21 protein-coding genes are annotated in these 20726 nt (G+C 68.7%); 11 read left to right on the top strand and 10 right to left on the bottom strand.

Features of this window, described 5'->3' with window-relative positions; genetic code table 11:
• Window positions 1-75: 75 nt before the first annotated feature.
• Entirely contained in the window at window positions 76-858 is a 783-nt protein-coding gene (gene map / locus ACMTAK_RS17365; protein ID WP_413807069.1) for a type I methionyl aminopeptidase, read from the bottom strand.
• Window positions 859-923: 65 nt separating this feature from the next.
• Between map and ACMTAK_RS17360 the strand changes: the two genes are divergently transcribed.
• From ACMTAK_RS17360 to ACMTAK_RS17340, 5 genes are all read left to right on the top strand, one after another.
• Window positions 924-1226: a helix-turn-helix domain-containing protein gene (locus ACMTAK_RS17360; RefSeq protein ID WP_413807068.1), complete on the top strand. Its 303-nt coding sequence runs from the start codon at window positions 924-926 to the stop codon at window positions 1224-1226.
• 133 nt (window positions 1227-1359) lie between these two features.
• Window positions 1360-2457 carry a hypothetical protein gene (locus tag ACMTAK_RS17355; RefSeq protein WP_413807067.1) on the top strand — a complete coding sequence of 366 codons (1098 nt, stop codon included), beginning with the start codon at window positions 1360-1362 and terminating at the stop codon, window positions 2455-2457.
• A gap of 189 nt (window positions 2458-2646) precedes the next feature.
• Entirely contained in the window at window positions 2647-2940 is a 294-nt protein-coding gene (locus tag ACMTAK_RS17350) for a histidine phosphatase family protein (protein ID WP_413807066.1), read from the top strand.
• A 350-nt stretch (window positions 2941-3290) separates the two neighbouring features.
• The gene (locus tag ACMTAK_RS17345; protein ID WP_413807065.1) at window positions 3291-3848 is read left to right on the top strand and encodes a DUF5753 domain-containing protein; all 558 of its coding nucleotides are present in this window, start codon (window positions 3291-3293) and stop codon (window positions 3846-3848) included.
• A 13-nt stretch (window positions 3849-3861) separates the two neighbouring features.
• Complete coding sequence (locus ACMTAK_RS17340; RefSeq protein ID WP_413807064.1) at window positions 3862-4068, top strand: DUF397 domain-containing protein; 207 nt, start codon at window positions 3862-3864, stop codon at window positions 4066-4068.
• 1 nt (window position 4069) lies between these two features.
• Here the strand turns inward: ACMTAK_RS17340 and ACMTAK_RS17335 are convergent, their stop codons facing one another.
• From ACMTAK_RS17335 to ACMTAK_RS17325, 3 genes are read right to left on the bottom strand one after another with little or no spacing between them, the layout of a single operon-like run.
• Complete coding sequence (locus ACMTAK_RS17335) at window positions 4070-4912, bottom strand: helix-turn-helix domain-containing protein (RefSeq protein ID WP_413807063.1); 843 nt, start codon at window positions 4910-4912, stop codon at window positions 4070-4072.
• Window positions 4909-5445, bottom strand: coding sequence for a DUF6879 family protein (locus ACMTAK_RS17330; RefSeq protein WP_413807062.1), 537 nt, complete (start codon window positions 5443-5445; stop codon window positions 4909-4911). Before ACMTAK_RS17330 ends, ACMTAK_RS17335 begins: the two co-directional genes overlap by 4 nt.
• 5 nt (window positions 5446-5450) lie before the next feature.
• Complete coding sequence (locus ACMTAK_RS17325; RefSeq protein ID WP_413807061.1) at window positions 5451-5654, bottom strand: hypothetical protein; 204 nt, start codon at window positions 5652-5654, stop codon at window positions 5451-5453.
• 247 nt (window positions 5655-5901) lie between these two features.
• Here ACMTAK_RS17325 and ACMTAK_RS17320 point away from each other — a divergent pair, with 247 nt between their 5' ends.
• Both ACMTAK_RS17320 and ACMTAK_RS17315 read left to right on the top strand, forming a co-directional pair.
• The gene (locus tag ACMTAK_RS17320) at window positions 5902-6213 is read left to right on the top strand and encodes a hypothetical protein (protein ID WP_413807060.1); all 312 of its coding nucleotides are present in this window, start codon (window positions 5902-5904) and stop codon (window positions 6211-6213) included.
• Window positions 6214-6522: 309 nt separating this feature from the next.
• Window positions 6523-6951, top strand: a complete 429-nt coding sequence (locus ACMTAK_RS17315; RefSeq protein WP_413807059.1) for a hypothetical protein — start codon at window positions 6523-6525, stop codon at window positions 6949-6951.
• Window positions 6952-7049: 98 nt separating this feature from the next.
• Here ACMTAK_RS17315 and ACMTAK_RS17310 read toward each other — a convergent pair whose 3' ends face one another.
• Window positions 7050-7328: a hypothetical protein gene (locus tag ACMTAK_RS17310; protein ID WP_413807058.1), complete on the bottom strand. Its 279-nt coding sequence runs from the start codon at window positions 7326-7328 to the stop codon at window positions 7050-7052.
• A gap of 298 nt (window positions 7329-7626) precedes the next feature.
• Here ACMTAK_RS17310 and ACMTAK_RS17305 point away from each other — a divergent pair, with 298 nt between their 5' ends.
• A complete protein-coding gene (locus tag ACMTAK_RS17305; RefSeq protein WP_413812921.1) occupies window positions 7627-7824 on the top strand; it encodes a hypothetical protein in 198 nt (65 codons plus the stop codon).
• A gap of 36 nt (window positions 7825-7860) precedes the next feature.
• Window positions 7861-9573, top strand: coding sequence for a phosphate ABC transporter substrate-binding protein (locus tag ACMTAK_RS17300; protein ID WP_413807057.1), 1713 nt, complete (start codon window positions 7861-7863; stop codon window positions 9571-9573).
• A gap of 66 nt (window positions 9574-9639) precedes the next feature.
• Here ACMTAK_RS17300 and ACMTAK_RS17295 read toward each other — a convergent pair whose 3' ends face one another.
• From ACMTAK_RS17295 to ACMTAK_RS17275, 5 genes are all read right to left on the bottom strand, one after another.
• The gene (locus tag ACMTAK_RS17295) at window positions 9640-11310 is read right to left on the bottom strand and encodes a M4 family metallopeptidase (protein ID WP_413807056.1); all 1671 of its coding nucleotides are present in this window, start codon (window positions 11308-11310) and stop codon (window positions 9640-9642) included.
• Between the two features lie 145 nt (window positions 11311-11455).
• Window positions 11456-13087, bottom strand: a complete 1632-nt coding sequence (locus ACMTAK_RS17290) for a M4 family metallopeptidase (RefSeq protein WP_413812920.1) — start codon at window positions 13085-13087, stop codon at window positions 11456-11458.
• A gap of 303 nt (window positions 13088-13390) precedes the next feature.
• Window positions 13391-15637 (bottom strand): M4 family metallopeptidase, encoded by a 2247-nt coding sequence (locus ACMTAK_RS17285; RefSeq protein WP_413812919.1) that lies wholly within the window; start codon window positions 15635-15637, stop codon window positions 13391-13393.
• A gap of 500 nt (window positions 15638-16137) precedes the next feature.
• Window positions 16138-16869 (bottom strand): dipeptidase PepE, encoded by a 732-nt coding sequence (pepE, locus tag ACMTAK_RS17280; RefSeq protein WP_413807055.1) that lies wholly within the window; start codon window positions 16867-16869, stop codon window positions 16138-16140.
• A gap of 86 nt (window positions 16870-16955) precedes the next feature.
• Window positions 16956-17768: an IclR family transcriptional regulator gene (locus ACMTAK_RS17275; RefSeq protein WP_262701657.1), complete on the bottom strand. Its 813-nt coding sequence runs from the start codon at window positions 17766-17768 to the stop codon at window positions 16956-16958.
• Window positions 17769-17979: 211 nt separating this feature from the next.
• On the opposite strand from ACMTAK_RS17275, the gene ACMTAK_RS17270 reads away from it, so the two are divergent.
• Both ACMTAK_RS17270 and ACMTAK_RS17265 read left to right on the top strand, forming a co-directional pair.
• Window positions 17980-18942: a DUF1177 domain-containing protein gene (locus ACMTAK_RS17270; protein WP_413807054.1), complete on the top strand. Its 963-nt coding sequence runs from the start codon at window positions 17980-17982 to the stop codon at window positions 18940-18942.
• A 36-nt stretch (window positions 18943-18978) separates the two neighbouring features.
• Window positions 18979-20667 carry an OPT family oligopeptide transporter gene (locus tag ACMTAK_RS17265; protein ID WP_413807053.1) on the top strand — a complete coding sequence of 563 codons (1689 nt, stop codon included), beginning with the start codon at window positions 18979-18981 and terminating at the stop codon, window positions 20665-20667.
• Window positions 20668-20726 lie beyond the last annotated feature (59 nt).

The following is a 20726-nucleotide window of genomic DNA, read 5'->3' as shown; positions in this document are numbered from 1 at the left end:
GAAGGTGCCACCTTCACGTCCGACTTGACGTCCGACTTCACGTCCGACGAGTGGAAGAACACGAGGGCTTCGACCTCACGGCCGCGCCTGCTTCGGCAAGGTGAGGATTTCGGCTCCGTCGTCGGTGATGGCGATCGTGTGCTCGCTGTGTGCCGTCCGGCAGCCTGTCGCACTTCGGAGGGTCCACCCGTCGGCGTCGGTGACGAGTTCAGCGGTGTCCGCCATGACCCACGGCTCCAGTGCCAGCAGCAGCCCAGGGCGCAGCTTGTAGCCACGGCCGGGCCGTCCGGTGTTCGCGACGTGCGGGTCCTGGTGCATCGTTGATCCGATGCCATGGCCTCCGAACTCGGTGTTGATCGGGTACCCCGCCTCGCTGAGGACCGTGCCGATGGCATGGGAGATGTCGCCGATGCGAACCCCGGGCCCGGCGGCGGCGATCCCCGCGGCCAGCGCGCGTTCGGTCGCGCTGATCATCGCGACGCTCTCCGGCGGCTTCGCGTCGCCCACGATGAAGCTGATGGCGGCGTCCGCGGCGACTCCGCCTTGGGAGACGGCGAGGTCGAGTGTCAGCAGATCGCCGTCGGCGAGCGTGTAGTCGTATGGCCGTCCGTGGAGCACGGCGTCATTGACGGCCGTGCAGATGTAGTGGCCGAAGGGGCCGCGTCCGAAGGACGGTTCGTAGTCGACGTAGCAGGACAGCGCTCCCGCCTCGACGATCATGGTCTGGGCCCACCGGTCGATGTCCAGAAGGTTCGTGCCGATCGTGCTGCGGCTCTTCAGCGTCTGCAGGATGTCGGCGACCAGGGCGCCGGTGTCCTTTGCTCGGGCCAGCCTGGTGCGGTTCAGGATCTCGATCACGCGGCGCCTTCCTCATGTAACCAATAACTATACCGGCCATACTATACCGGTACTAGAATCGGGCCATGGTCAGGTTGCCGCTCACTCCCGCCGAGGTCGAACGCGGACAGCGCCTCGGCGCCCTCCTGCGTCGGGCCAGGGGAAAACGTTCGATGCTCGATATCGCGCTCGACGCGGGTGTCTCACCGGAGACCCTCCGGAAGATCGAGTCGGGTCGCGTAGCCACCCCCGCCTTTCCGACTATCGCGGCGATCGCCGATGTCCTCGGCCTCTCCCTCGACGCGGTGTGGACCGAGATCAACCAACCCGAAGGTGGTGTCGGACCGACCACCTCCGGTCACACCGCGCGTGAGCCGTTGGCCTCGTAAGGAACTGAGCGCGGTACGCCCGTAGCCGGTGACGCGGACCTGCGGGAAGGAACCCGGTCTCCGGGAACCCACGCGCCCGGCGCGACGTCTTGGCTGCCGTCACCACAGAGTCGCACGGAGGTCGGATCAGGTCATGGCGCACGAGGGAACCCCGTCGACCGACCGGGTGGCCGATGGCATCGACGACAACCCCACCGAGCAGCAGGGCGGCAGCATCGGTGGGGCGCTCCGGTCGTCGCTGGGCGTCGTCAGACGCTACCGCGGCACGCTGTACGGCTTCACCCTCCGCGTGTCCGCCCTGACAGCCGTGCTCGGCTGCGCGATCGTGGCCGGCGGGTTCGCGGCGGCGTGGGACACCTTCGAGGGCGTCCGGGACTACGCGGACCGCAACATCGCCAACGAGGACTCCTATGTGGCCTACGCCGACGGTGGCTTGCCCCCGTTGGTGCGGGTCGGTGTCGTGGTGGCGCTGCTGTTGCTCATGCTGGGACTCCTCGTCGTCTCCGTCCTGCACACCGCGTACGCCATCGGCGACTCTCACGCCACCCGCGACGGCGGACCGCTGGCCACCCGCGAGTTGTGGCGGCGCAACCGCCGGCGCTTTCCCGCCGCCCTCGTGGTCAACGCGCTGACCGGAGTGGCTGTGGGCGTCGTGGAGCTGGCGGGCCTGGTGCTGTTCAGCCTCGTCGACGGCGGCGAGGTGCCCGGTGTCGAGCCCACGCCCCTGCACGAAACCGCGACCTGGCAGTACACACTGGTGGGATGGGTACTGCCGATCGCCGTGTGGTGTCTCGGCCCGCTGCTGTACTTCCGCCTGTCGGCGGCCACCGCCGAGACGGTGCTGGAGCGCCGTTCCCCCTTCGTGGCGCTGTACCGCTCCTGGGTGCTGACCCGCCGCGCACGACGGCACACCCTCGGCCTGGGCGCGCTGGTCACCGCGGCCGCCGTGCTCGTCTTCTGGCTGGCCCGGTACGCGGCCGCTCCCCTCGCCCACTTCGCCGGACTAGGCATGCTGTGGCTCAGCGACGACAATGTGTGGATCACCGGCGTGCTGGTGATGATCTTCCCCACAGCCGTGGCCCTTCTCCTGCTGCCCCCGGTGGTCATGCCGCTGGTGTGCGCGGTGGTCGCCCGTCTCCACGGAGACCTGCGCGCCCGTGAGGAGACGGGGAGGGGCGCCGGGGCGGTGGGTCCTTCGGCGGTCAGCCGCCCAACCGGCAGGGTCGGTTGACCACAGGGCGCGTTTCCTGGTGGGAGAACCGGTGTGGGCCCGGTCCGGCGCAGCACCAAAGGGTGCTGGCCTGACGTCCTGGCCGCCCAACGACACGAACACGCCCGCATCCGCAGCGAGAAGCGCGTCCTCTGGCGATGCCCGTCCCAGCGCACAGATGGCCTGGACCACGACCGGAACGGAGCCGCCATGGCGGTCGACATCGCCTACGAGACTCATTCGATCACGGAGGACAACGAGAACGGCATCGCCACCGGCTGGCTGCCAGGCAGGCTCTCCGCCGCTGGGCGGCGCGTCGCCGCCGAGCTCGGCGACCGCCGCCGCCACGACAACTTCGCGGCCGTCTTCGTCTCCGACCTCCATCGGGCGATGGAGACCGCCCAGATCGCGTTCGCTGGGACCACCATTCCCATCCACCAGGACCCTCGGCTGCGGGAGTGCGTCCTCATGGGCCATGCCCCATGCCGCGATCTCCACGTCTGATTCTCCGGTGTCCTCGTACGGGTGGATACGGGCCACGGCGAAGAGGCGGGGCGCGGTGGCGAGGACGAGGGCGCGGAGTTCTTTGCCGAGGTCGAACGACTGGGACGGGGTTTCCTGCGGGGATACGGCGGTCATGGTGAGTCCCCTTTGCTGAGAGATGGAGCTGGTTGGTCAGTTCGGGGCCGGGCATGCGGAATCGGCGGCAGCGGCCGACTCGAAGTGGCCTGCCTCACAACACAGAGCAAGCGCTAGAAGAATTTCTACATTGTGTTAGCGACGCGTTGGCAGCTACGGCTGGGCGACGGGACCGTTGCTGGTGGGAGGACTACCGGGATGTCCTCCCGAAGGTCATGCTCGACATCGCCGAATTGGAGCACGAAGCCTCGGGGTTTCGGGTGGCCCTGGCAGTTCACATCCCTGGCCTGCTGCAAACGGTGGACCACGCCCGCGCGCTCTACCACGAGACGGTTCCGGCCCTGGAGCCGTACGAAGTGGAGCACCGTGTCGCGTTCCGTGTCCGCAGACAGGGAGTCCTTCACGGCGACCGGCCGATGCCATACAAGGTCATCATTCACGAAGCCGCCCTGCGGCTGGGCTGCGGTGGGCCGAAGGTCGCCCGCGCGCAGTTGGAACACCTTGTGGCGATGAGCGAGCGCGACAACATCACTGTGCTCGTGATTCCTTTCGGGCGTGGCTCCTTCCCCGGGTCCGGCCAACCGATCGACTACGTATTCGGTGCGGTGCCCCAACTCGACACGGTGACGCTGGACACCGACCACGGCTGCGAGTTTCTGGACGCGGAGGCGCAGCTGACGAAGTACCGGTCCGTCCTGGACCGGCTGGAGGAGACCGCGCTGACTCCCGAGGCATCGCGCGATCTGATGCGCCGCGTCGCTCTCGACACCTGAGAAGGGAATCTACGTGTCTGAATGCCGTTGGCAGAAATCCTCCTACAGCGTGGAGGGGTCCAACTGCCTGTACATCGCAGCAGGGGAGCGCGAGGCGATAATGCTCCGTGAGAGCGATCGGCCAGGGGTCATACTCACGACCACCCGGACGCGCCTGAGAATCTTCATACGCGCCGTCAAGGCGGGCCAGTTCGACCACATTGGCGAGCCCAGGCGATGATCTACGAGCGACTCAGACAGGCCCTTGCGCGTGCGATGAGACGGTGCGCTTGGGCTCCGTAAGCGGCGGTCTCACTCAGCCGTTCCCAGACGCGCTTGTAGAGCGCGACATCGTCTGCCGATTCAAGACGCAGCTCAGTGTTGATCGTCTCGACGATCACGCGCTCGTCGTCGAAGATCCAGAAACCGTGCTTGGGCGTGAGCTTGAGGGGTGCGCCGAGAGGGATGACGCCGAACGAGACGCTGCTCATCCCGATGAGGCCGACGAGCCGGTCAAGCTGTGCCGCCATCACGTCATGGGGGCAGATCAGGGCGTGCAGTACGCCCTCCCAGATGAGGATGTCAAAGTGCTTGCCCGGCTCGTAGAGAACCTCCTGGCGTTTGACCCGCGCACGTACCGCCTCCTCGGTGTCCCGAGGCGTCCGCATCAGCTCGGCGTTCTGTAGCAACAGGCATCGTGCGTACTCCGGAATCTGGAACAAGCCCGGGATGACGGTGGCCTCATAGCCCTGAACGGTCGACGTCCGGCGGTACTCGACGACGTATTTCTCTTGTACGCCGCGATGGCCAGAGGCGAGCTGGCGCCGCCACGATCGCTGCTGTGATTCGAGGCCGCGGAGGCGTGCCTTCAGATCCTCGGCTTGAGACCGGGCCCCAACCGCATCGGCCCATGCTTCGAGGTCCATGACGGTAGCGGTCTGTCTGCCGTTCTCCAGCCTTGAGACCTTCGAGGGTTGCCAGCCGAGTCGGGCCGCCAGCTCCTTGCCGTTGAGGTCGGCCTCGGTGCGCAGCTCACGTAGCCGCGCACCGAGGGCGATACGGCCGGCCTGAAAGTCAGTGCTCACACGGACGACGGTACCTGTGCCTCAAACTCCTTCGTGGGCACGGCGTGGTGCCATGCGGCGTCACGGACCTGACACGCGCGGACCACTGATTCGGCGTCCTCCAGGACGCGTACGCCCAGGGTTGTCCCGCCGTTGTCAATGACGAACTTGACAACGGAGCGGGAATCGAACAGCCAGAAGTCATAGTCCGGCAGGCCGATACGCTCCGCGTCCGAACGGTAGAGGTTCCGGATGTCCTCTCCGGCCTCGACGTTGCCGAGCCCGGACGCGAGCAGGAACCGTTGCCCCTCTGTGGGAGGCTGGTCCACCAGTCGCACTCGTTCGAAGCGCTTGCCCTGCGTCGTCTGTTCGCGAACGTTGACGTGCCACGGGCTGTCCGGGTTGTAGCCGAAGGTTTCCCCGCGTTGGAAGCGCGGCCAGTTGGGGCTGGTGAGGTCGGAGGCGTAACCCCGCTGTGTCTCCAGCCGCCAGGCAGTGTGCTTGAAGTCCTCGAAGAAGTGGGAGACATCTTCGAAGGGAACGAGGTCGGGCACGTTTTCTACTCCTTGGGTGCGTAACGAGTCAGCAACTCGCGTGGGACGACGACAAATGCCTCTGACGCCTTGACGTCTCGGAGTTGGGCAAGGTGCTTGGGGTCGGTGAGCGGATCTCCCTGGACGATAAGATCGCCGGTTTCTTCGATTTCGTAGAGCGTTGGGCAGTTGCCGTGCTCGGACGTCGTGCCGAGGAACCTCAACGCCATAGCGTTTCCCCTCCCTTGGGTGGTCGATCAGGTCATCAGAATGTCGTGGATAACGTCGAAGGGAAGAGGCGATTGCGCGGGATTGCGGCGGTCATTCACCCGTGCGGGTTGCTGCGCGCTCCCTTGAGAGGAAGCCAATCTCCGGCTCGCACGAGATGGTCGAGCAACTTCGAGCAATCGCGTTGAGCAGCCATGAGTGCGCTCCGTAGCGTCTCCGTCACCCACTCGTGCGGAGAAGTTGGCAGCCATGAGAATCACCGAAGAGACCATCGACGCCATGCGTTCCGAGCGTCACCGAGCGGCCGGAGAAGACGCGAGAGCGGTCGCTGAACTGCTCCGCAAGGCGCTGGGCCGTCTCGGCTTCACTCCGGACGTAGCCATGCCTCACGGCGAAAAGGACGAGGTCCTGTCCTGGCCGGTTCTGCGAGGCGAGGTGACGGTCTCGGGACATCCGATGGTCGCCCTGGGACGTATCCCGCTCGACAGTGCGAATCGGCTCGCGGAAATCCTCATGCGCGCCGCTCTGGAGGAGCAGACCAAGAAGGTCACCACTCGGTGAGCCGTCTCTTAAGACCCTCGTCCCGGCTGGACCGGAGCCCTGGCAGGTCGAGCCCAGCGCGGAACGGGTGCATGTGCACGACGGCGCGAGGAGAGCCCCCGCGTCGACAGCACCGAAGGGAATCATCTCGATGCGCTTACGCGGATTCAAGGCCGTCGTCCGACAGGACCCGGAGGACGACGGGCCGACCGAGGGCGGCCAGCAAGGCGGATGTGGGGACGGCGACGGCTGCGGTCGGCAGTAGCCGCGTGATGTAGGCGGGCGGCCCTCACGTCTCGTGGGGGTCGCTCTCACCGAGAGAGCGAGTACATGCACCATCACGGCTACACCTGGCTCGGCTCCGCCCACGAATTACTCAAGGACGGTCCCCGGCGCTCCCTGCACCCGGAGTTCAGATCCAGCAAGGTCGTCCCCCTGGAATGTGCTCACTGGCTGCTCAAACCGGCCCCCTTCGTCCAGGGGACCTGGAGCGACGCAGAACAGGCGGCCGAATGGTTCGGTCGGCAAGTGCGGGCTTCCGCAGCGGCATTCGCGTCGGAGCGCGACCGGGACGCCACCCGGCTCGCCGACACGATCCGTCGTATGGCCGAACGGGTGGCGACCGGCGAGGACGTGGTCGGCGGCTGGTATCTCACGGGACAGAGATTCCTGTCCGTGTGCCTTATCGCGTGCAGTCCGCACCGTCTGCGCCCGGAGATTCCCTGCCCCGTTGGCGCTGCCGAAGGATCAATCCGGTAGCAGATACTCCCACCGCTTGACGCGTTCACAGCTGTGCAAACCGGCCTTCCCGGCTGCCGCCCCGGCCTCCTCCGCACTGTCCTTGACTATGTTGGCGGTCAGGGCAAGCAGCAGGTCCAGGTGTTCAACGCGGCTCGGTCGGACGTGGAATCGAGTTTGGGCAGCTCTTTTATGTCCTTCCGCAGGTCTCTGATCGGAGCATTCCGCTTGCGGATCTTCGTCAGGTCGTCCGGGCCGATTCCCTGGCCGTAGGCCAGGTCCCCTGTGAACCGGCCGGTGATGGTGTCGCACTTCTTGTCGGCACTCTCGACCAGCCCGGGAGGCGACGATGAGCAACCGCCCAGGGCGACCGCGCCGCCCAGCGCGACCACGCCCACGCCGCTCACCCGCCTGGGGCGCGGCGTCGGCGTGGTCGCTGGCGACAAGTGCTCTCATCGCGCACGTCATCCCGCTTCCGCCGTGGGCCATGGGGGCCAGGACGCCCGGCCACCAGCCGGGATGGTTTCGCCCCTGCCTCGGGAACCCTCCCCGGACCGTGCGCATCGCCGGGGTGTGAGGCGTCCGCCGGGGAGGGGTCGAGTTGTCCGGTTGTGTACTGTCCGTTGCTCAATGCGCCTCGTAGGCTCGCGGGTTGGCTGTCCGCCCGTTTCAGGAGGTGTCGTGCGCGACCAGAAGATGTACTGCTACACCTGTGGAACTGACGAGACGCACCGTCGTCTCACCGCCAACGAGAAGGCGTGGCTCAAGAACCGCACGGGGCGGAAGACGGTCGAGGAGTTCTTCATGTGCAAGGCGCCCGACTGTCGCAATCTGCGGACCGGTTTCCAGAAGCGTCCCTTCGATCCCGTCATCCGCCTGCCCTTGCCTGACTGACTCTGCATGAGGCGGCGGCGCCGTGCGGCAGACAGGTTGCCGCGCGGCGCCGCCGTGGTGCTCGCGCCTCCGCGCCCGTGGTGGTTGAACGCGGGACGAACATTGGATGAGAGGTGGGCCACGTCGGCCACATGTGCGTTCTTGGAGCGTACATTCGCCCCCCTGAAGCCATTGCATGCACGGGGGGCAACCATGAAGTGGCTGGAGCAGTTGATGGCGCCCGAGAATCTGCTGGCGCTGTTCGGCGTCGTGGTGACGGTCGGGGGGCTCTCGTATGAGCGGCTGATTCCCGGGCGGAAGCGTATCGGTTATCGCGTGCAGATGGATACGTTGATAGACGACAGCACCCAGGACGGGCCGATTCATCAGCGGCTGCGGATGTTGGAGAATACCCCGGATCTGGCTGGGGCCTCGCTCGTCCTGTTGCGGATCGAGAATGACGGGTTTCGGAGCATCGACGCCGACGACTACATCACGGCGCCGGCGACGAATCATCGCGGGCTCACCGCGACCTTTCCCAATCGCACCGTGCGGGATGTGGCGGTCACCGAGCCCAGCCATCCGGATCTGCTGCGGCATCTGCCGCAGCGCGGGACTCCGGAGAATCCCGGGCTGGTCTGTGCGGGCAATGAGATCTCGCTGCCCCGGGTGCCGCTGAACAAGGGGGATCACTTCAAGCTGCTGGTGCTGCTGACGGGTGCCGGGACCGATAAGCCGCCGCATGTGGGCGGGCGGATCAAAGAGGGCAGGATCCGCAACAATGAGAAGTTCCGGCGGCCCAGCAATCGCATGCTCGGGCTGATCGGCAGTCTGCTGGCCATGCTGATGCTCCAGTCGTTCGGTATGCAGCTGTGGCGGGACGATCCGCTGCCGCGCGGCTGCGCCGAGGGAAATCTGACCATCGTCGGCTCGACCGCGTTCAAGCCGGTGGCGCAGGACGCGGGCGAGGCGTATCAGGGGGACTGCCGGAATGCCCATGTCACCGTCGAGGCGCAGGGCAGTGGGCGCGGTACGAAGACGCTGATCGACGTCGGGGAGGCGGCGAAGGGCCGATTCCCGTCGTATCTCGCCTTTTCCGACGGCCCGGAGGGGGATGGGGACCCCAAGCTCAAGGAGCATCTGGTGGCGTTGTCCGTCTTCAGCGTGGTGGTGAACAAGGACGTACGGATGATGTCCGATCTCTCGCTCGACGATCTCCGCAGGCTCTATTCGGGCCGGATCACCAACTGGAACCAGCTGCCCGGCGGGCCCGATCTGCCGGTGCGGCTGGTGAGCCGGGACGCGAAATCGGGGACCCGCGGGGTGTTCGAGAACCGGGTGCTGAGGCGTAATGAGATCTCGCGGACATCCGACAACTGCCGGACCCCGAAATTCACCGGGGACGCCGTCGTCCGTTGTGAACTCGACAGCACCGGCGAGGTGTTGAAGACAGTGGCGAACACCCCCGGTGCGATCGGGTACGCCGAACTGCATTCCGCCGAGGAGAGCGCCAGGAAGGGGGGTCTCCATCTGGTGGCCCTCGATCACCGCAAGCCTTCCATTGACGCGGTGCGGGAGCGGATCTACCCCTTCTGGGAGCCGGAGTACGCGTACACCTACACCGCGCCGCCCCCGAACTCCCTGACCTCGAAGTTCCTCGACTATCTGGCCGGGGACACCGGGCGGAACCTCATCGAGAAACATGGCCATCTGCCCTGCGCCGCCGCGGAGAACCAGCGGGCGTGCCAGCTGGCGGCCGGCGGACGGTAGGGGAAGCGATGGGGGAGCGCGACCGGTCGGCCGGGCGGGTGTGGAAGCCCGGCCGACCGGCGGGGCTCACTTCACGTTCACGCCGCCCCAGGCGTTGTCGACCGCCTTGTACTCGGCGCTGCTCGCGCCGTACAGCGCCTTCGCGGCCTTGAGGGTCGCGGTGCGGGCCTTGGCGTAGTTGGTGGTCGAGGTCATGTACGTGGTCAGGGCCTTGTACCAGATCTTCTCGGCCTTGGCGCGGCCGATGCCCTTGACGGTGCGGCCGTCCTTGGTCGGGCTGTTGTAGGTCACCCCGCCGATGACCTTGCGGCCGCTGCCCTCGGCCAGCAGATAGAAGAAGTGGTTGGCGATACCGGAGGTGAAGTGCGGGTCGTCGTTGCCCACACCGCTCTTCCAGTAGTCATAGGACAGGCCGTCCTTGCTGGGCTTGTCCATGTAGCGCAGCGGAGTGCCGTCGCCGTTGATGTCGATCTTCTCGCCCATGAGGTAGTCACCGGGGTCCTTGGCGTTCTTGGCGTACCACTCCACGGCGGTGCCGAAGATGTCGGAGGTGGCCTCGTTGAGCCCGCCGGACTCGCCGCTGTACTCCAGGTTGGCGGTGGCCGAGGTGAGCCCGTGGCTCATCTCGTGGCCCGCGACGTCGAGCGAGGTGAGGGGCTTCTTGTTGCCCGCGCCGTCGCCGTAGGTCATGCAGAAGCAGTCGTCGTCCCAGAAGGCGTTCTCGTACGCGTCGCCGAAGTGGACGCGGGAGTACGCGGCCTTGCCGTTGCCCTTGATGCCGTTCCGGCCGAGGACCTTCTTGTAGTAGTCCCAGGTCATCGCGGCGCCGTAGTGGGCGTCGACGGCGGCGGTCTGGGCGATGGTGGGCTTGCCGTTGCCCCAGACGTCGTTGGCGTCGTAGAAGGCCGACCCCTTCTTGGTGTCGTCCCACGAGTGCTTGAGGTTGTACGTCTGGTGGCCGCCGCGCGCGGTGTCCTTGAGCAGCCACTGGCTGCCGCTCTTGACCGAGCCGACGGTGACCTTGCCGTTGTGCTGACCGGTGCCGGTGCCGTTCTCGACGGCCTGGAACTCGTAGAGCTTCCTGCCGGAGTCGGCGTCGGTGATGACGTGCAGCTTGCTGGGCGTACCGTCCTTCCGCACGCCGCTGACGACCGTCTCGTACGCGAGGGTGGGCTTGCCGGTGGCGGCCCAGATCACCTTGCGCGCGTTGTCGGCGTCCGTCTTCTTGTCGCCCGCGGCCCGCGCCGCGCTGAGGGCGGACCGCTCGGCGCCGGAGGGGGCGATGGCGGCGCTGGTGTCGGTGACCTTGATGTCGGCGTCGGTCGCCTTGTCGACACCCTGGGAGGCGCCGCTCGCGGACTCATGGACGATCAGATCGCCGCCGAGGACCGGCAGTCCGGCGTAGGTGCGCTCGTAGCGGGTGTGGGTGGTGCCGTCGGCGTCCTTGACGACATCCCTGACGACCAGCTTCTCCTCGGCCCCGAGCCCCAGCGACTTGGCGGTGGAGACGGCGGTGGAGCCCGCTTCCCGCAGCAGCTCGGCGCGGACCGAGGGGGAGAGCGAGACGGTGGCGGCATCCGAGCGGGTGGCCGAGGAGGTGGCCGCGTTCGCGGATCCGGCGGTGGCGCCGGCGGCGAGCAGGGAGGCGGCCAGGGTCGCCGCTCCGGCGGCGAGGGCGGTACGCGAGCGTCTGAGACGGGATATGCCGGATATGGCCGACGTCGAACGTGAATCCACGCGTATCTCCAGTTGTCATGGGGAGTTGGGCGAAGTTTCCGCCCAACGCGACAAAGATGTCGCTTTGCCGTGGATAAAACATACCGGTGCCCGGGGCCTCAGGCCCCGGGCACCGGCGGAGTGTCGTGCGGTAACTCAGGTGGTTTTACTTGACGTTGACCCCGGCCCAGGCGGCGTCCACGCCCTTGGCCTCGGCGCTGTCGGCGCCGTACAGGTCCGTGGCGGCCTTCTGCGTGGCCTCACGGGCGGCGTGGTAGTCGGTGTTGGAGGTCATGTACGTGGTCAGGGCCTTGTACCAGATCTTCTCGGCCTTGTCCCGCCCGATGCCCTCGACCTTGGAGCCGTCGGAGGTGGGGCTGTCGTACTTCACACCGTTGATCTCCTTCGCGCCGCTGCCCTCGGACAGCAGGTAGAAGAAGTGGTTGGCGACACCGGAGGAGTAGTGCACGTCCTGGTCGCCCACGCCGTCGGACCAGTTGTCCGCGGACTGGCCGTCCTTGCTGGGCTTGTCCATGTAGCGCAGCGGGGTGCCGTCGCCGTTGATGTCGATGGCCTCGCCGATGAGGTAGTCGCCGACGTCGGTGGTGTTCTTGACGTTGAACTCCACCGAGGTGCCGAAGATGTCGGAGGTGGCCTCGTTGAGGCCGCCCGACTCGCCGCTGTACTCCAGGCCCGCGGTCTTGGAGGTGACGCCGTGGCTCATCTCGTGGCCCGCGACGTCGAGCGCGGTCAGCGGGGCCTTGTTGCCCTGGCCGTCGCCGTAGGTCATGCAGAAGCAGCTGTCGTCCCAGAAGGCGTTGACGTAGTTGTCGCCGTAGTGCACGCGGGAGTAGGCGCCCTTGCCGTCGCCCCCGATGCCGTCGCGGCCGTGCACGTTCTTGTAGTAGTCCCAGGTGGCGGCGGCGCCGTAGTGGGCGTCGACGGCGGCGGTCTGGGGGTCGTCCGGCTTGCCGGTGCCCCAGTTGTCGTCGTCGTCGGTGAAGGCCTTGCCCTCGCCGTCCTCCTTGTTCTCCAGGTTGGTGGTCTTGTGGCCGCCGCGGTCGGCGTCGGTCAGGGTGTAACCGCTGCCTTCCTTGCTGGTGCCGAGCTCGACCGAGCCGCTGTACTCGCTCTCGCCCTTGCCGGTCTCGATGCCCTGGTACTCGTAGAGCTTCTTGCCGGTGGCGGCGTCGGTGATGACGTGCAGCTGGTTCGGGGTGCCGTCCTTCTGCACCCCGCCGACGACGGTCTCGTAGGCGAGCACGGGCTTGCCGTCGGCGGCCCAGATCACCTTGCGCGGGGCCTGGTCGGCCGCGGCCTTGGCGGTGTCGTCGGCCTTGGCCAGCTTGACGGCCGACTTCGCCGCGGCGCTCGGGGCGATCCCGGCCGTGGTGGAGGCGACCTTGACGGTGGCCTTGGTGGCCTTGGTGACGCTTCGGACGTCGCCGCCCTTGGCGCGGTGGACGATCAGGTCGCCACCGAGGACGGGCAGACCGTCGTAGGTGCGGTCGTAGCGGGTGTGGGTGGTGCCGTCGGCGTCCTTGATGACGTCCTTGACGACCAGCTTCTCCTTTGCGCCGAGGCCGAGCGACGAGGCGGTGTCCGCCTTGGTCGCGTTGGCCTCGCGGAGCAGCTCGGCGCGGGCCGAGGCGGTGAGCGCCGTGGGCTGGGCACCGGACTTGGCCGGGGCGGCACCCGCGGTGCCGGTGCTCAGTCCGGAGGCGAGCAGGGCCGCCGCGGCGACCGCGGTACCGGCCGCGATGGCGGAACGCCGCTTCGCGGCACCGGATATGGGCATGCTGAAGGTCTTGCGCACGCGATCTCCTCGTTGCTGTGGGGGGTCAGCGCCGGGCTGCGGGGAAGTGCGGCCCGGTGCTGAACAAGAGGTACTGATGCGTAATGCGTTGGGCAGACTGTCACACAAGTCCGGGACATGTCACGGGTTTCACAACAGGTCGAAGGGAAAATGTTCGTTGAATGCTGATCAACCTTCGGATTCCGGACAACCGGCCGTAAGGGTCGTGGACCTCAAAGAGGCGCCGCCAGGGGGAGTCGGGTCGACCCCTGGCGGCGCCTGTCCTGAGTGAGCCTCACGGCTCCGTCAGAAGGTCAGCTTCCAGCTGTTGATGTAGCCGGTGTCCTGGGCGTACATGTCCTGCACCCTCAGCTTCCAGGTGCCGACCGCGGTCTCGGAGGACGCGTCCACGGTGTACGTGGTCCGCACATCGTCCGCCGAGTCGAAGAGGCTGGCGCTCTTCAGGCGGTAGGCCGTGCCGTCCGGGGCCACCAGGTCGATCACCAGGTCGCCGCGGTAGGTGTGCACGATGTCCACGCCCACCTGGAGGTTGCTGGGCGCGTTGCCGGCCCGGCTCACCGAGATCGGCGAGGTGATCGGCTCACCCGCGTCCGGGATGGCGATGTCGGCGGTGTTCTCGAAGACATTCCCGCCGCTGGTGTTGACCGTCCAGGTGAAGGACGCCGTACCGGTCTTGCCGGCCGAGTCGGTCACCGTGACGGTCACCGCGCTCGACCCTTCCGCGGTCGGGGTGCCGGAGATCAGACCGCTGGCGGAGTCGATGGCCAGGCCCGCGGGGAGCCCGGTGGCCGCGTAGCCCAGCGCGCCCGGGTTGGAGCTGGTCGCGGTGATCTGTAGGCTGGTGGCCTGGTCGACGATGCTGGTCTGGTCGCCGGGCGGGGTGACGGTGACGCCGTCGGCGATCCGGGTGCCGACGTTGACCCCGGCCCAGGCGTTCGCCACCGCGTTGTACTGCGCGCTGCCCTGGCCGAACAGCTCGCCCGCCGCCCACAGCGTGGCGTCGCGGGCGCCCGCGTAGTTGGTGTTGGAGGTCATCCGCTGGCTCAGCGCCTTGAACCAGATCTTCTCCGCGTTGTCCCGCCCGATGCCGGTGACCGGGAGGTTGTCGTACGTCGGGCTGTTGTAGCTCACGCCGTTGATGACCTTGGCGCCGCTGCCCTCGGAGAGCAGGTAGAAGAAGTGGTTGGCGATGCCGGACGAGTAGTGGACGTCCACGTTGCCGACACCGGAGTACCAGCTGTCCTTGGAGGCCCCGTCCTTGCTGGGCTTGTCCATGTAGCGCAGCGGGGTGCCATTGCCGTTGATGTCGATCTTCTCGCCGATGAGGTAGTCGCCGGGGTCGCTCGCGTTGTTGGCGTAGAACTCGACGGCGGCGGCGAAGATGTCGGAGGTGCCCTCGTTGAGCCCGCCGGACTCACCGCTGTAGGTGAGGTTGGCGGTGGCCGCGGTGACACCGTGGCTCATCTCGTGCGCGGCGACATCGATGGAGGTCAGCGGCTTGGCGTTGCCCGAACCGTCGCCGTAGGTCATGCAGAAGCAGGCGTCCTGCCAGAAGGCGTTGACGTAACCGCTGCTGTAGTGGACCCGGGAGTACGCGCCGACGCCGTCGCCCCGGATACCGGTGCGGCCGTGGACGTCCTTGTAGTAGTCCCAGGTCTCGGCGGCGCCGTAGTGCGCGTCCACCCCGGCGGTCGCGGCGTCGGAGGTGGTGCCGTTGCCCCAGACGTCGTCGGCGTCGGTGAAGAGCGTGCCGGTGCCCGAGGTGGAGCGGTTGAGGTTGTACGTCTTGTGGTTGCCGCGCCCGGAGTCGGTGAGGTTGTACGAGCCCGCGCTGCCCGAGGTGCCGAGGGCCACCTGGCCGCTGTACTGGCTGTTCCCGGTGCCCGTCTTGACGCCCTGGAACTCGAACAGCTTCTTGCCGGTGGCCGCGTCGGTGATGACGTGCAGCTCGTTCGGGGTGCCGTCCTCCTGGAGGCCGCCGACGACCGTCTCGTAGGCGAGGGTCGGGGTGCCCTTCGCGGCCCAGATCACCTTGCGGGGCGCTCGGTCGGCCGAGGTCTTCCGCGAGCCCTGCGCGTTCGCCGCCTTCACGGCGGCCTTCTCGGCGGTGGCGGGCGCGACGGCGGCGCTGGTGGTCGGGACGGTCAGCCGGGCCTTGGTGGCCTTGGCGACGGTCAGCGGCGCGCCGCTCTTCGCCCGGTCGACGACCAAGTCGCCGCCGAGGACGGGGAGTCCGGCGTAGGTGCGCTCGTAGCGGGTGTGCGTCGTGCCGTCGGCGTCCTTGATGACGTCCTTGACGACCAGCTTCTCCTTGGCCCCGAGCTTGAGGTCCTTGGCGGCCCCGCCCTTGGCGGCATCGGCCTCGCGGATCAGCTCGGCGCGCTGGGCGGGGGACAGCTTCAAGGGGAGGGCGCCGCGGTCGGGGGCGCCGGAGATCGTGCGGGCGGCGGGGCGGTCGGCGGCGTTCGCGGCGTTCGCGGAGTCGTCCGGGCGGGCGGCGGCGGTGCCGCTCTGGAAGCCGACGCCGATCATCGCCGCCGCGACGACCAGCACACCGGTCGCGATGGCCCGGTTGCCCGGGGTGCGGCCGGATCTGCGGCTCCTGGGTCTGAGGTGCCGTTGGGGGAGTGATCTCACGCTGACTCCTTCTGCGCTGGCCGCGCGGTGGCACGGCCGGGACGACCGGGCGGCTGGGTCGCCGTCCGGGCAGGGCAGGGCAGAGCGGGTGCAGGTGTGAAGGGCTGGGGCGGCTGTGGCGTGGCTGTGGCTTCGGGCGCGGCTATGGGCTGGGGGGAAGCGCCGCGCCTCGGCCGAGGGAAGAGTGCCACCAATGGACTCGACCTGTCAGGATCGCGACAAAAACTTGTCCGGAAAGCGTCCGTTGACAGGTGTGCCGTGTTCATATGACGGTGATTTACGGTCAATTTCGGTAAGGGGCGATGTCAGTGGCGTTTCCCGGCATCACCCGCGATATCCCGCCCCCATGTCCCATTCCCCATGCCCCCTGAATTCGGCGAACCCGATCCGCGCCGTCAGCGCGCGGCGGAGTCGAAGCGTGGCTCCTCGCGCAGCAGGGCGCTCAGATCGGCGCCGGGGCGCAGCTCGTCCGGGTCCTCGCCCCGGCGGAAGAGGATGGCCCCGGCGTCGATGCCGCCCAGGGTCAGCCGGTCCGCGTTCCGGCGCAGCCAGGTGCCCTCGCGCAGGCCGAGTACGGGGACGTCGTTCTCCTCGAGGAACTGGTCGAGCCGCTGGGCCCGGGTCTCGCCCATGTGGGCGGTGTCCGGCTTGGCGTCGAGGTAGTGCGGGTTGATCTGGAACGGCAGCAGGCCCAGCGCCTCGAAGGTGGGCGGCTGGACGATGGGCATGTCGTTGGTGGTGCGCAGGGTCGGGCAGGCCATGTTGGTGCCCGCGCTGGAGCCCATGTAGAGCGCGCCCGAGGCCACTCGCTCCCGAATCGCCCGGACCAGATCGCGCTCGTGCAACGCCTTGAGCAGCCGGAAGCTGTTGCCGCCGCCGACGAACACCGCCTGCGCCCCGCGCACAAGACCGGCCGGGTCGTCGGCGCTGTGCGCACCGGTGACCTCCACGCCCAGCGGCTCCAGGGCCGAGGCCACCTGGGCGGTGTAGCCGTCGTGGTCGGCCAGCGCGTACGGCACGAAGACGAGCCGGCGCGCGCCGTCCAGCGCCGAGGCGATCTCCTCCCGCGCGTGTTCCAGATAGCCACGGCCGGGCGCGGCGGAGTTCGACAGCAGCAGCAACTGCATGAGGGGGCCTTTCCGAGACGGGTCACGAGACGGGTCACAAGGGAGACGGCGGGACGCCGGGCGGCTCGGCGCCGACGCCGCGCCGTTTAGCGCCGCTCGCGGTGCGGGGCGCGCCGAGGCCGGGCGGGCGTCAGCGCCCGGCCCAGATCGGCGGCGCCTTGCAGCAGCGGTGCCACCAGCTGCTCCCGGCGCGGGCGCAGCACCTCGGGGGTGGCGGCCAGGGTCAGGGTGCCCACCGGACGTCTGCCCACCAGAACCGGCGCCGCGAGCGCCGCGGTGTCCGGATCGTACTCGCCCTCGGAGTAGGCGTAGCCCTCGCGCCGCACCTCGGAGAAGCGCTCCTCGAGCCGCACCGGATCGGTCAGGGTGTGTTCGCCGAAGCGCGCCATCGGGCGGCCGTACAGCAGCACGGCCCGGTCACCGGGCGCGAGCATACCGAAGTAGGCGCGGGAGGTGGCCCCGGCGTGCGCCGGGTACAGCTCGCCCGCCAGCACGTAGTACCGCAGCGGGCCGGTGGCCCCGTCCACCGCCGCGACGCAGCGCATATGCACCCCGTCCGGGACCGCGAACAGCGCGTTCACCCCGACCGCCCCGGCCAGCGCCTCCAGGGTGGGCCGGGCCAGGCTGGCCATGCCGCCGCCCCGCTCCCACACCCAGGACAGATGCCACACCGCCGGGCCCAGCCGGTAGCGGCGTGAGCGCTTGTCGGAGACCAGGAAGCCCCGGTAGGCGAGCGCGGCCAGCAGCCGCTGGGCCACCGACTTGTCCAGCCCGAACTCCTCGGCGATCTCGGTGACGCCCCACTCCGGGCGCTCCCGGTCGAAGGACAGCAGCACATTCAGCACGCGGTCCGCGGTCTGGAGGGGTGGGGCGCCGGTTACGGGCGTCTGTTCAGCCATGACGAAAGGGTAAACATTCTCGGATATAGAGAAAACATTGCGCACTGCGCGACACCGGGCGGACCCTGGCCAGGCCGGTGCCCGGTGGCAGTGCCCGCCCCGCGCACCGCTTCCCCGCTCGTGTCCGGTCGGGCCATCGACGTCACCGACCGCATCCCCCGACCGATCGCATCACCCCGACCACCGCATTACCCGCCGTGAGAGGCCAGCCGTGCTCAAACACGTCCTTGACATCATCGAACTCCTCGACCGTCCGCAGACCAGCGGCGCCCTCCTCGCCGACCATCTGCGCGCGGTCCAGGCCGCGGCCGGAGCCGACCCGCAGACGGCGCCCGCGATCGAGGTGCGCACCGTCGAGGGCGACAAGGGCAGCACGGACTTCGTCTCCGTCACCGTCCCCGGCCGCCGCGGCAAACTGGCCGGCGGCGCCGCCCCGACCCTGGGCATCCTCGGCCGGCTCGGCGGAGTCGGCGCCCGTCCGGAGCGGATCGGGCTGGTCTCGGACGCCGACGGGGCGGTCGCGGCGCTGTCCGCCGCGGCCAAGCTGCTGGACATGCACGCCCGGGGCGACGTCCTGGACGGCGATGTCACGCTCTCCACCCACGTCTCCGGCTGGGCCCCCACCCAGCCGCACGACCCCGTGCCCTTCATGGACTCCCCGGTGGACACCCTGGTGTGCAACCGCGAGGAGATCTCGACCGCGATGGACGCGGTCGTCTCCATCGACACCACCAAGGGCAACCGGCTGCTCAACCACCGCGGCGTCGCCCTGTCGCCCACGGTCTGCCAGGGCTGGATCCTGCGGGTCAGCGAGGATCTGGTGTCCGTCCTGGAGAGCGTGACCGGTGAGTCGGCGCGGATCCTGCCGATCACCACCCAGGACATCACCCCGTACGGCAACGGAGTGCACCACCTCAACTCCATCCTCCAGCCCGCCGTGGCCACCACCGCCCCCGTCGTCGGCCTCGCGATCACGGCGGGCACGGCGGTGGCCGGATGCGCCACCGGCGCCAGCCACGAGACCGACATCGCCGTCGCGGCCCGGTTCGCCGTCGAGACCGCCAAGGAGTTCGGACGCGGCGTCGCCCGCTTCCTGGACGCCGAGGAGTTCGCGCGCCTGGTCGAGCTGTACGGACCCATGACCCACCTCCAGGCCCTCACCCCAGCGGGGTGACCGACCCGTCCCCACCCGGACCCCGCAGGAGTCCCCATGAACCCGAACCCTCAGGCCACCGCCGCGGCCGCGGACGCCCCGCCGCGGCCGCACCCCAGAGCCTTCGAACCGGTCACCCTCGTCCTGACCATCGTGCTGTCGGTCCTCGGCGCCCTGATCGGCATCGTGCTGATCACCACGCTCGGGGTGTCGCCCAATACGGCGGTGATCGGAGCCCTGGTGGCGATGCTCGTCGGCCGCATCCCGGTGGGCGCGCTGACCCGGATGCGCTCCAAGCACCGGCAGAACCTGGTGCAGTCGGCGATCTCCGGCTCCACCTTCGCCGCGGCCAACTCCCTGCTCACCCCCATCGCGGTGCCGTTCGCCCTCGGGCGTAACGACCTGGTGTGGCCCATGCTCGGCGGGGCCGTCATCGGCCTGGCCGTCGACAGCTGGGTGCTGTACCGGGTGTTCGACTCCAAGCTGCTGCCCGCCACCGGCTCCTGGCCGGCCGGTATCGCGGCGGCCGAGACGATCAAGGCCGGGGACACCGGTGGGCGCAAGGCCGCGATCCTGGGCGTGGGCGCCGTGGTCGGCTTCGTCGGCGCGCTGTTCAAGCTGCCGACCAGCGCCGCGGGTGTGGGCTTCCTGGGCAACATCTGGGCGCTCGCCATGTTCGGCGTCGGGCTGACCGTGGGGCAGTACGCCCCCGACTTCGGCTACGACCTGGGCGGGAACCATGTTCCGCACGGGCTGATGATCGGCGCGGGGCTGGTCGCCCTGACCCAGGCGCTGCTGCTGATGCGGACGCGGAAGGGCGGGGGCGATGGGGCTGATCGGGCGGAGGGCGCCGACGCCGGCCCGGAGGCCGAAGGCGTCGACGGCGGCCGTACGGTCCAGGCCCCCCAGCTGCGGCGGGGACTGCTGGAGGGCATGGGCCTCTTCGTCTGCGGCGCGGTCGTGATCGCGATCGCGGGCGGCGTGGTCGGCGGACTCTCCCTGCCCGCCCTGGTCGGCTGGGTGCTGCTGGCCGGTGTCGCCGCCATCGTCCACCAGCTGATCGTGGGGCTGGCGGCGATGCACTCCGGCTGGTTCCCGGCCTTCGCCGTCACCCTGATCTTCCTGATCATCGGCCTGGTGCTGCACATACCGACCGTCCCGCTCGCCCTGCTGGTCGGCTACACGGCCTCCACCGGCCCCGCCTTCGCCGACCTCGGCTACGACTTCAAGGCGGGCTGGCTGCTGCGCCGGGACGCCGCGCCCTGGCGGCCCTTCGAGATCGAGGGGCGGCGTCAGCAGTACCTCGCCCAGCTCGTCGGCTTCGGTGTGGCGCTGGTCGTCGTCGCCGTCGCCTGGAAGGCCTTCTTCTCCGACGGCAAGGTGCCGCCGGTCGCCGAGGTCTACGTCACCACCATCAAGACCGGCCTCGAGCCCGGCACCATGACCACCATGCTGCTGTGGGCGATCCCCGGCGCGCTGGTCCAGCTCATCGGCGGACCGTCCCGGCAGATGGGCGTCCTGCTGGCCACCGGCCTTCTGGTGGCCACGCCCCAGGCCGGATGGATGGTCCTCGGCGCCCTGGTGGTCCGTCAGCTCTACACCGTGTGGCGGCGGCGCGGGATCGCCGACGCGAGGGCGCGCAAGGAGTCCGACGAGCAGGCCGAGAACGATCTGTCGCTGGTCGGCGCGGGACTCGTCGCCGGAAGCTCCCTCAACGACGTCGGCCAGCTCACCAAGGCGCTGTGAACGAGCCTGTGGCGGGCCCGAGCCCTTGAACAGTTCTGTGAACGGCCCTGTGAGGAAGG

Origin of the sequence: Streptomyces lacaronensis, from assembly GCF_047337785.1 — a bacterium.
GTDB classification, from domain to species: domain Bacteria; phylum Actinomycetota; class Actinomycetes; order Streptomycetales; family Streptomycetaceae; genus Streptomyces; species Streptomyces lycopersici.
The sequence above is the reverse complement of the archived record's forward strand: the minus strand, read 5'-3'. Positions and strand labels throughout refer to the sequence as shown.

Excerpts from the sequence above, each read along its gene's own strand:
- ACMTAK_RS17355 (WP_413807067.1), top strand. The coding sequence starts at position 1,360 with ATGGCGCACGAGGGAACCCCGTCGACCGACCGGGTGGCCGATGGCATC.
- ACMTAK_RS17275 (WP_262701657.1), bottom strand. The coding sequence starts at position 17,768 with ATGGCTGAACAGACGCCCGTAACCGGCGCCCCACCCCTCCAGACCGCG.
- ACMTAK_RS17285 (WP_413812919.1), bottom strand. The coding sequence starts at position 15,637 with ATGATCGGCGTCGGCTTCCAGAGCGGCACCGCCGCCGCCCGCCCGGAC.
- ACMTAK_RS17345 (WP_413807065.1), top strand. The coding sequence starts at position 3,291 with ATGCTCGACATCGCCGAATTGGAGCACGAAGCCTCGGGGTTTCGGGTG.
- ACMTAK_RS17350 (WP_413807066.1), top strand. The coding sequence starts at position 2,647 with ATGGCGGTCGACATCGCCTACGAGACTCATTCGATCACGGAGGACAAC.
- ACMTAK_RS17325 (WP_413807061.1), bottom strand. The coding sequence starts at position 5,654 with ATGGCGTTGAGGTTCCTCGGCACGACGTCCGAGCACGGCAACTGCCCA.
- ACMTAK_RS17305 (WP_413812921.1), top strand. The coding sequence starts at position 7,627 with ATGTACTGCTACACCTGTGGAACTGACGAGACGCACCGTCGTCTCACC.
- ACMTAK_RS17265 (WP_413807053.1), top strand. The coding sequence starts at position 18,979 with ATGAACCCGAACCCTCAGGCCACCGCCGCGGCCGCGGACGCCCCGCCG.
- ACMTAK_RS17315 (WP_413807059.1), top strand. The coding sequence starts at position 6,523 with ATGCACCATCACGGCTACACCTGGCTCGGCTCCGCCCACGAATTACTC.
- ACMTAK_RS17360 (WP_413807068.1), top strand. The coding sequence starts at position 924 with ATGGTCAGGTTGCCGCTCACTCCCGCCGAGGTCGAACGCGGACAGCGC.
- ACMTAK_RS17320 (WP_413807060.1), top strand. The coding sequence starts at position 5,902 with ATGAGAATCACCGAAGAGACCATCGACGCCATGCGTTCCGAGCGTCAC.
- ACMTAK_RS17290 (WP_413812920.1), bottom strand. The coding sequence starts at position 13,087 with ATGCCCATATCCGGTGCCGCGAAGCGGCGTTCCGCCATCGCGGCCGGT.
- pepE (WP_413807055.1), bottom strand. The coding sequence starts at position 16,869 with ATGCAGTTGCTGCTGCTGTCGAACTCCGCCGCGCCCGGCCGTGGCTAT.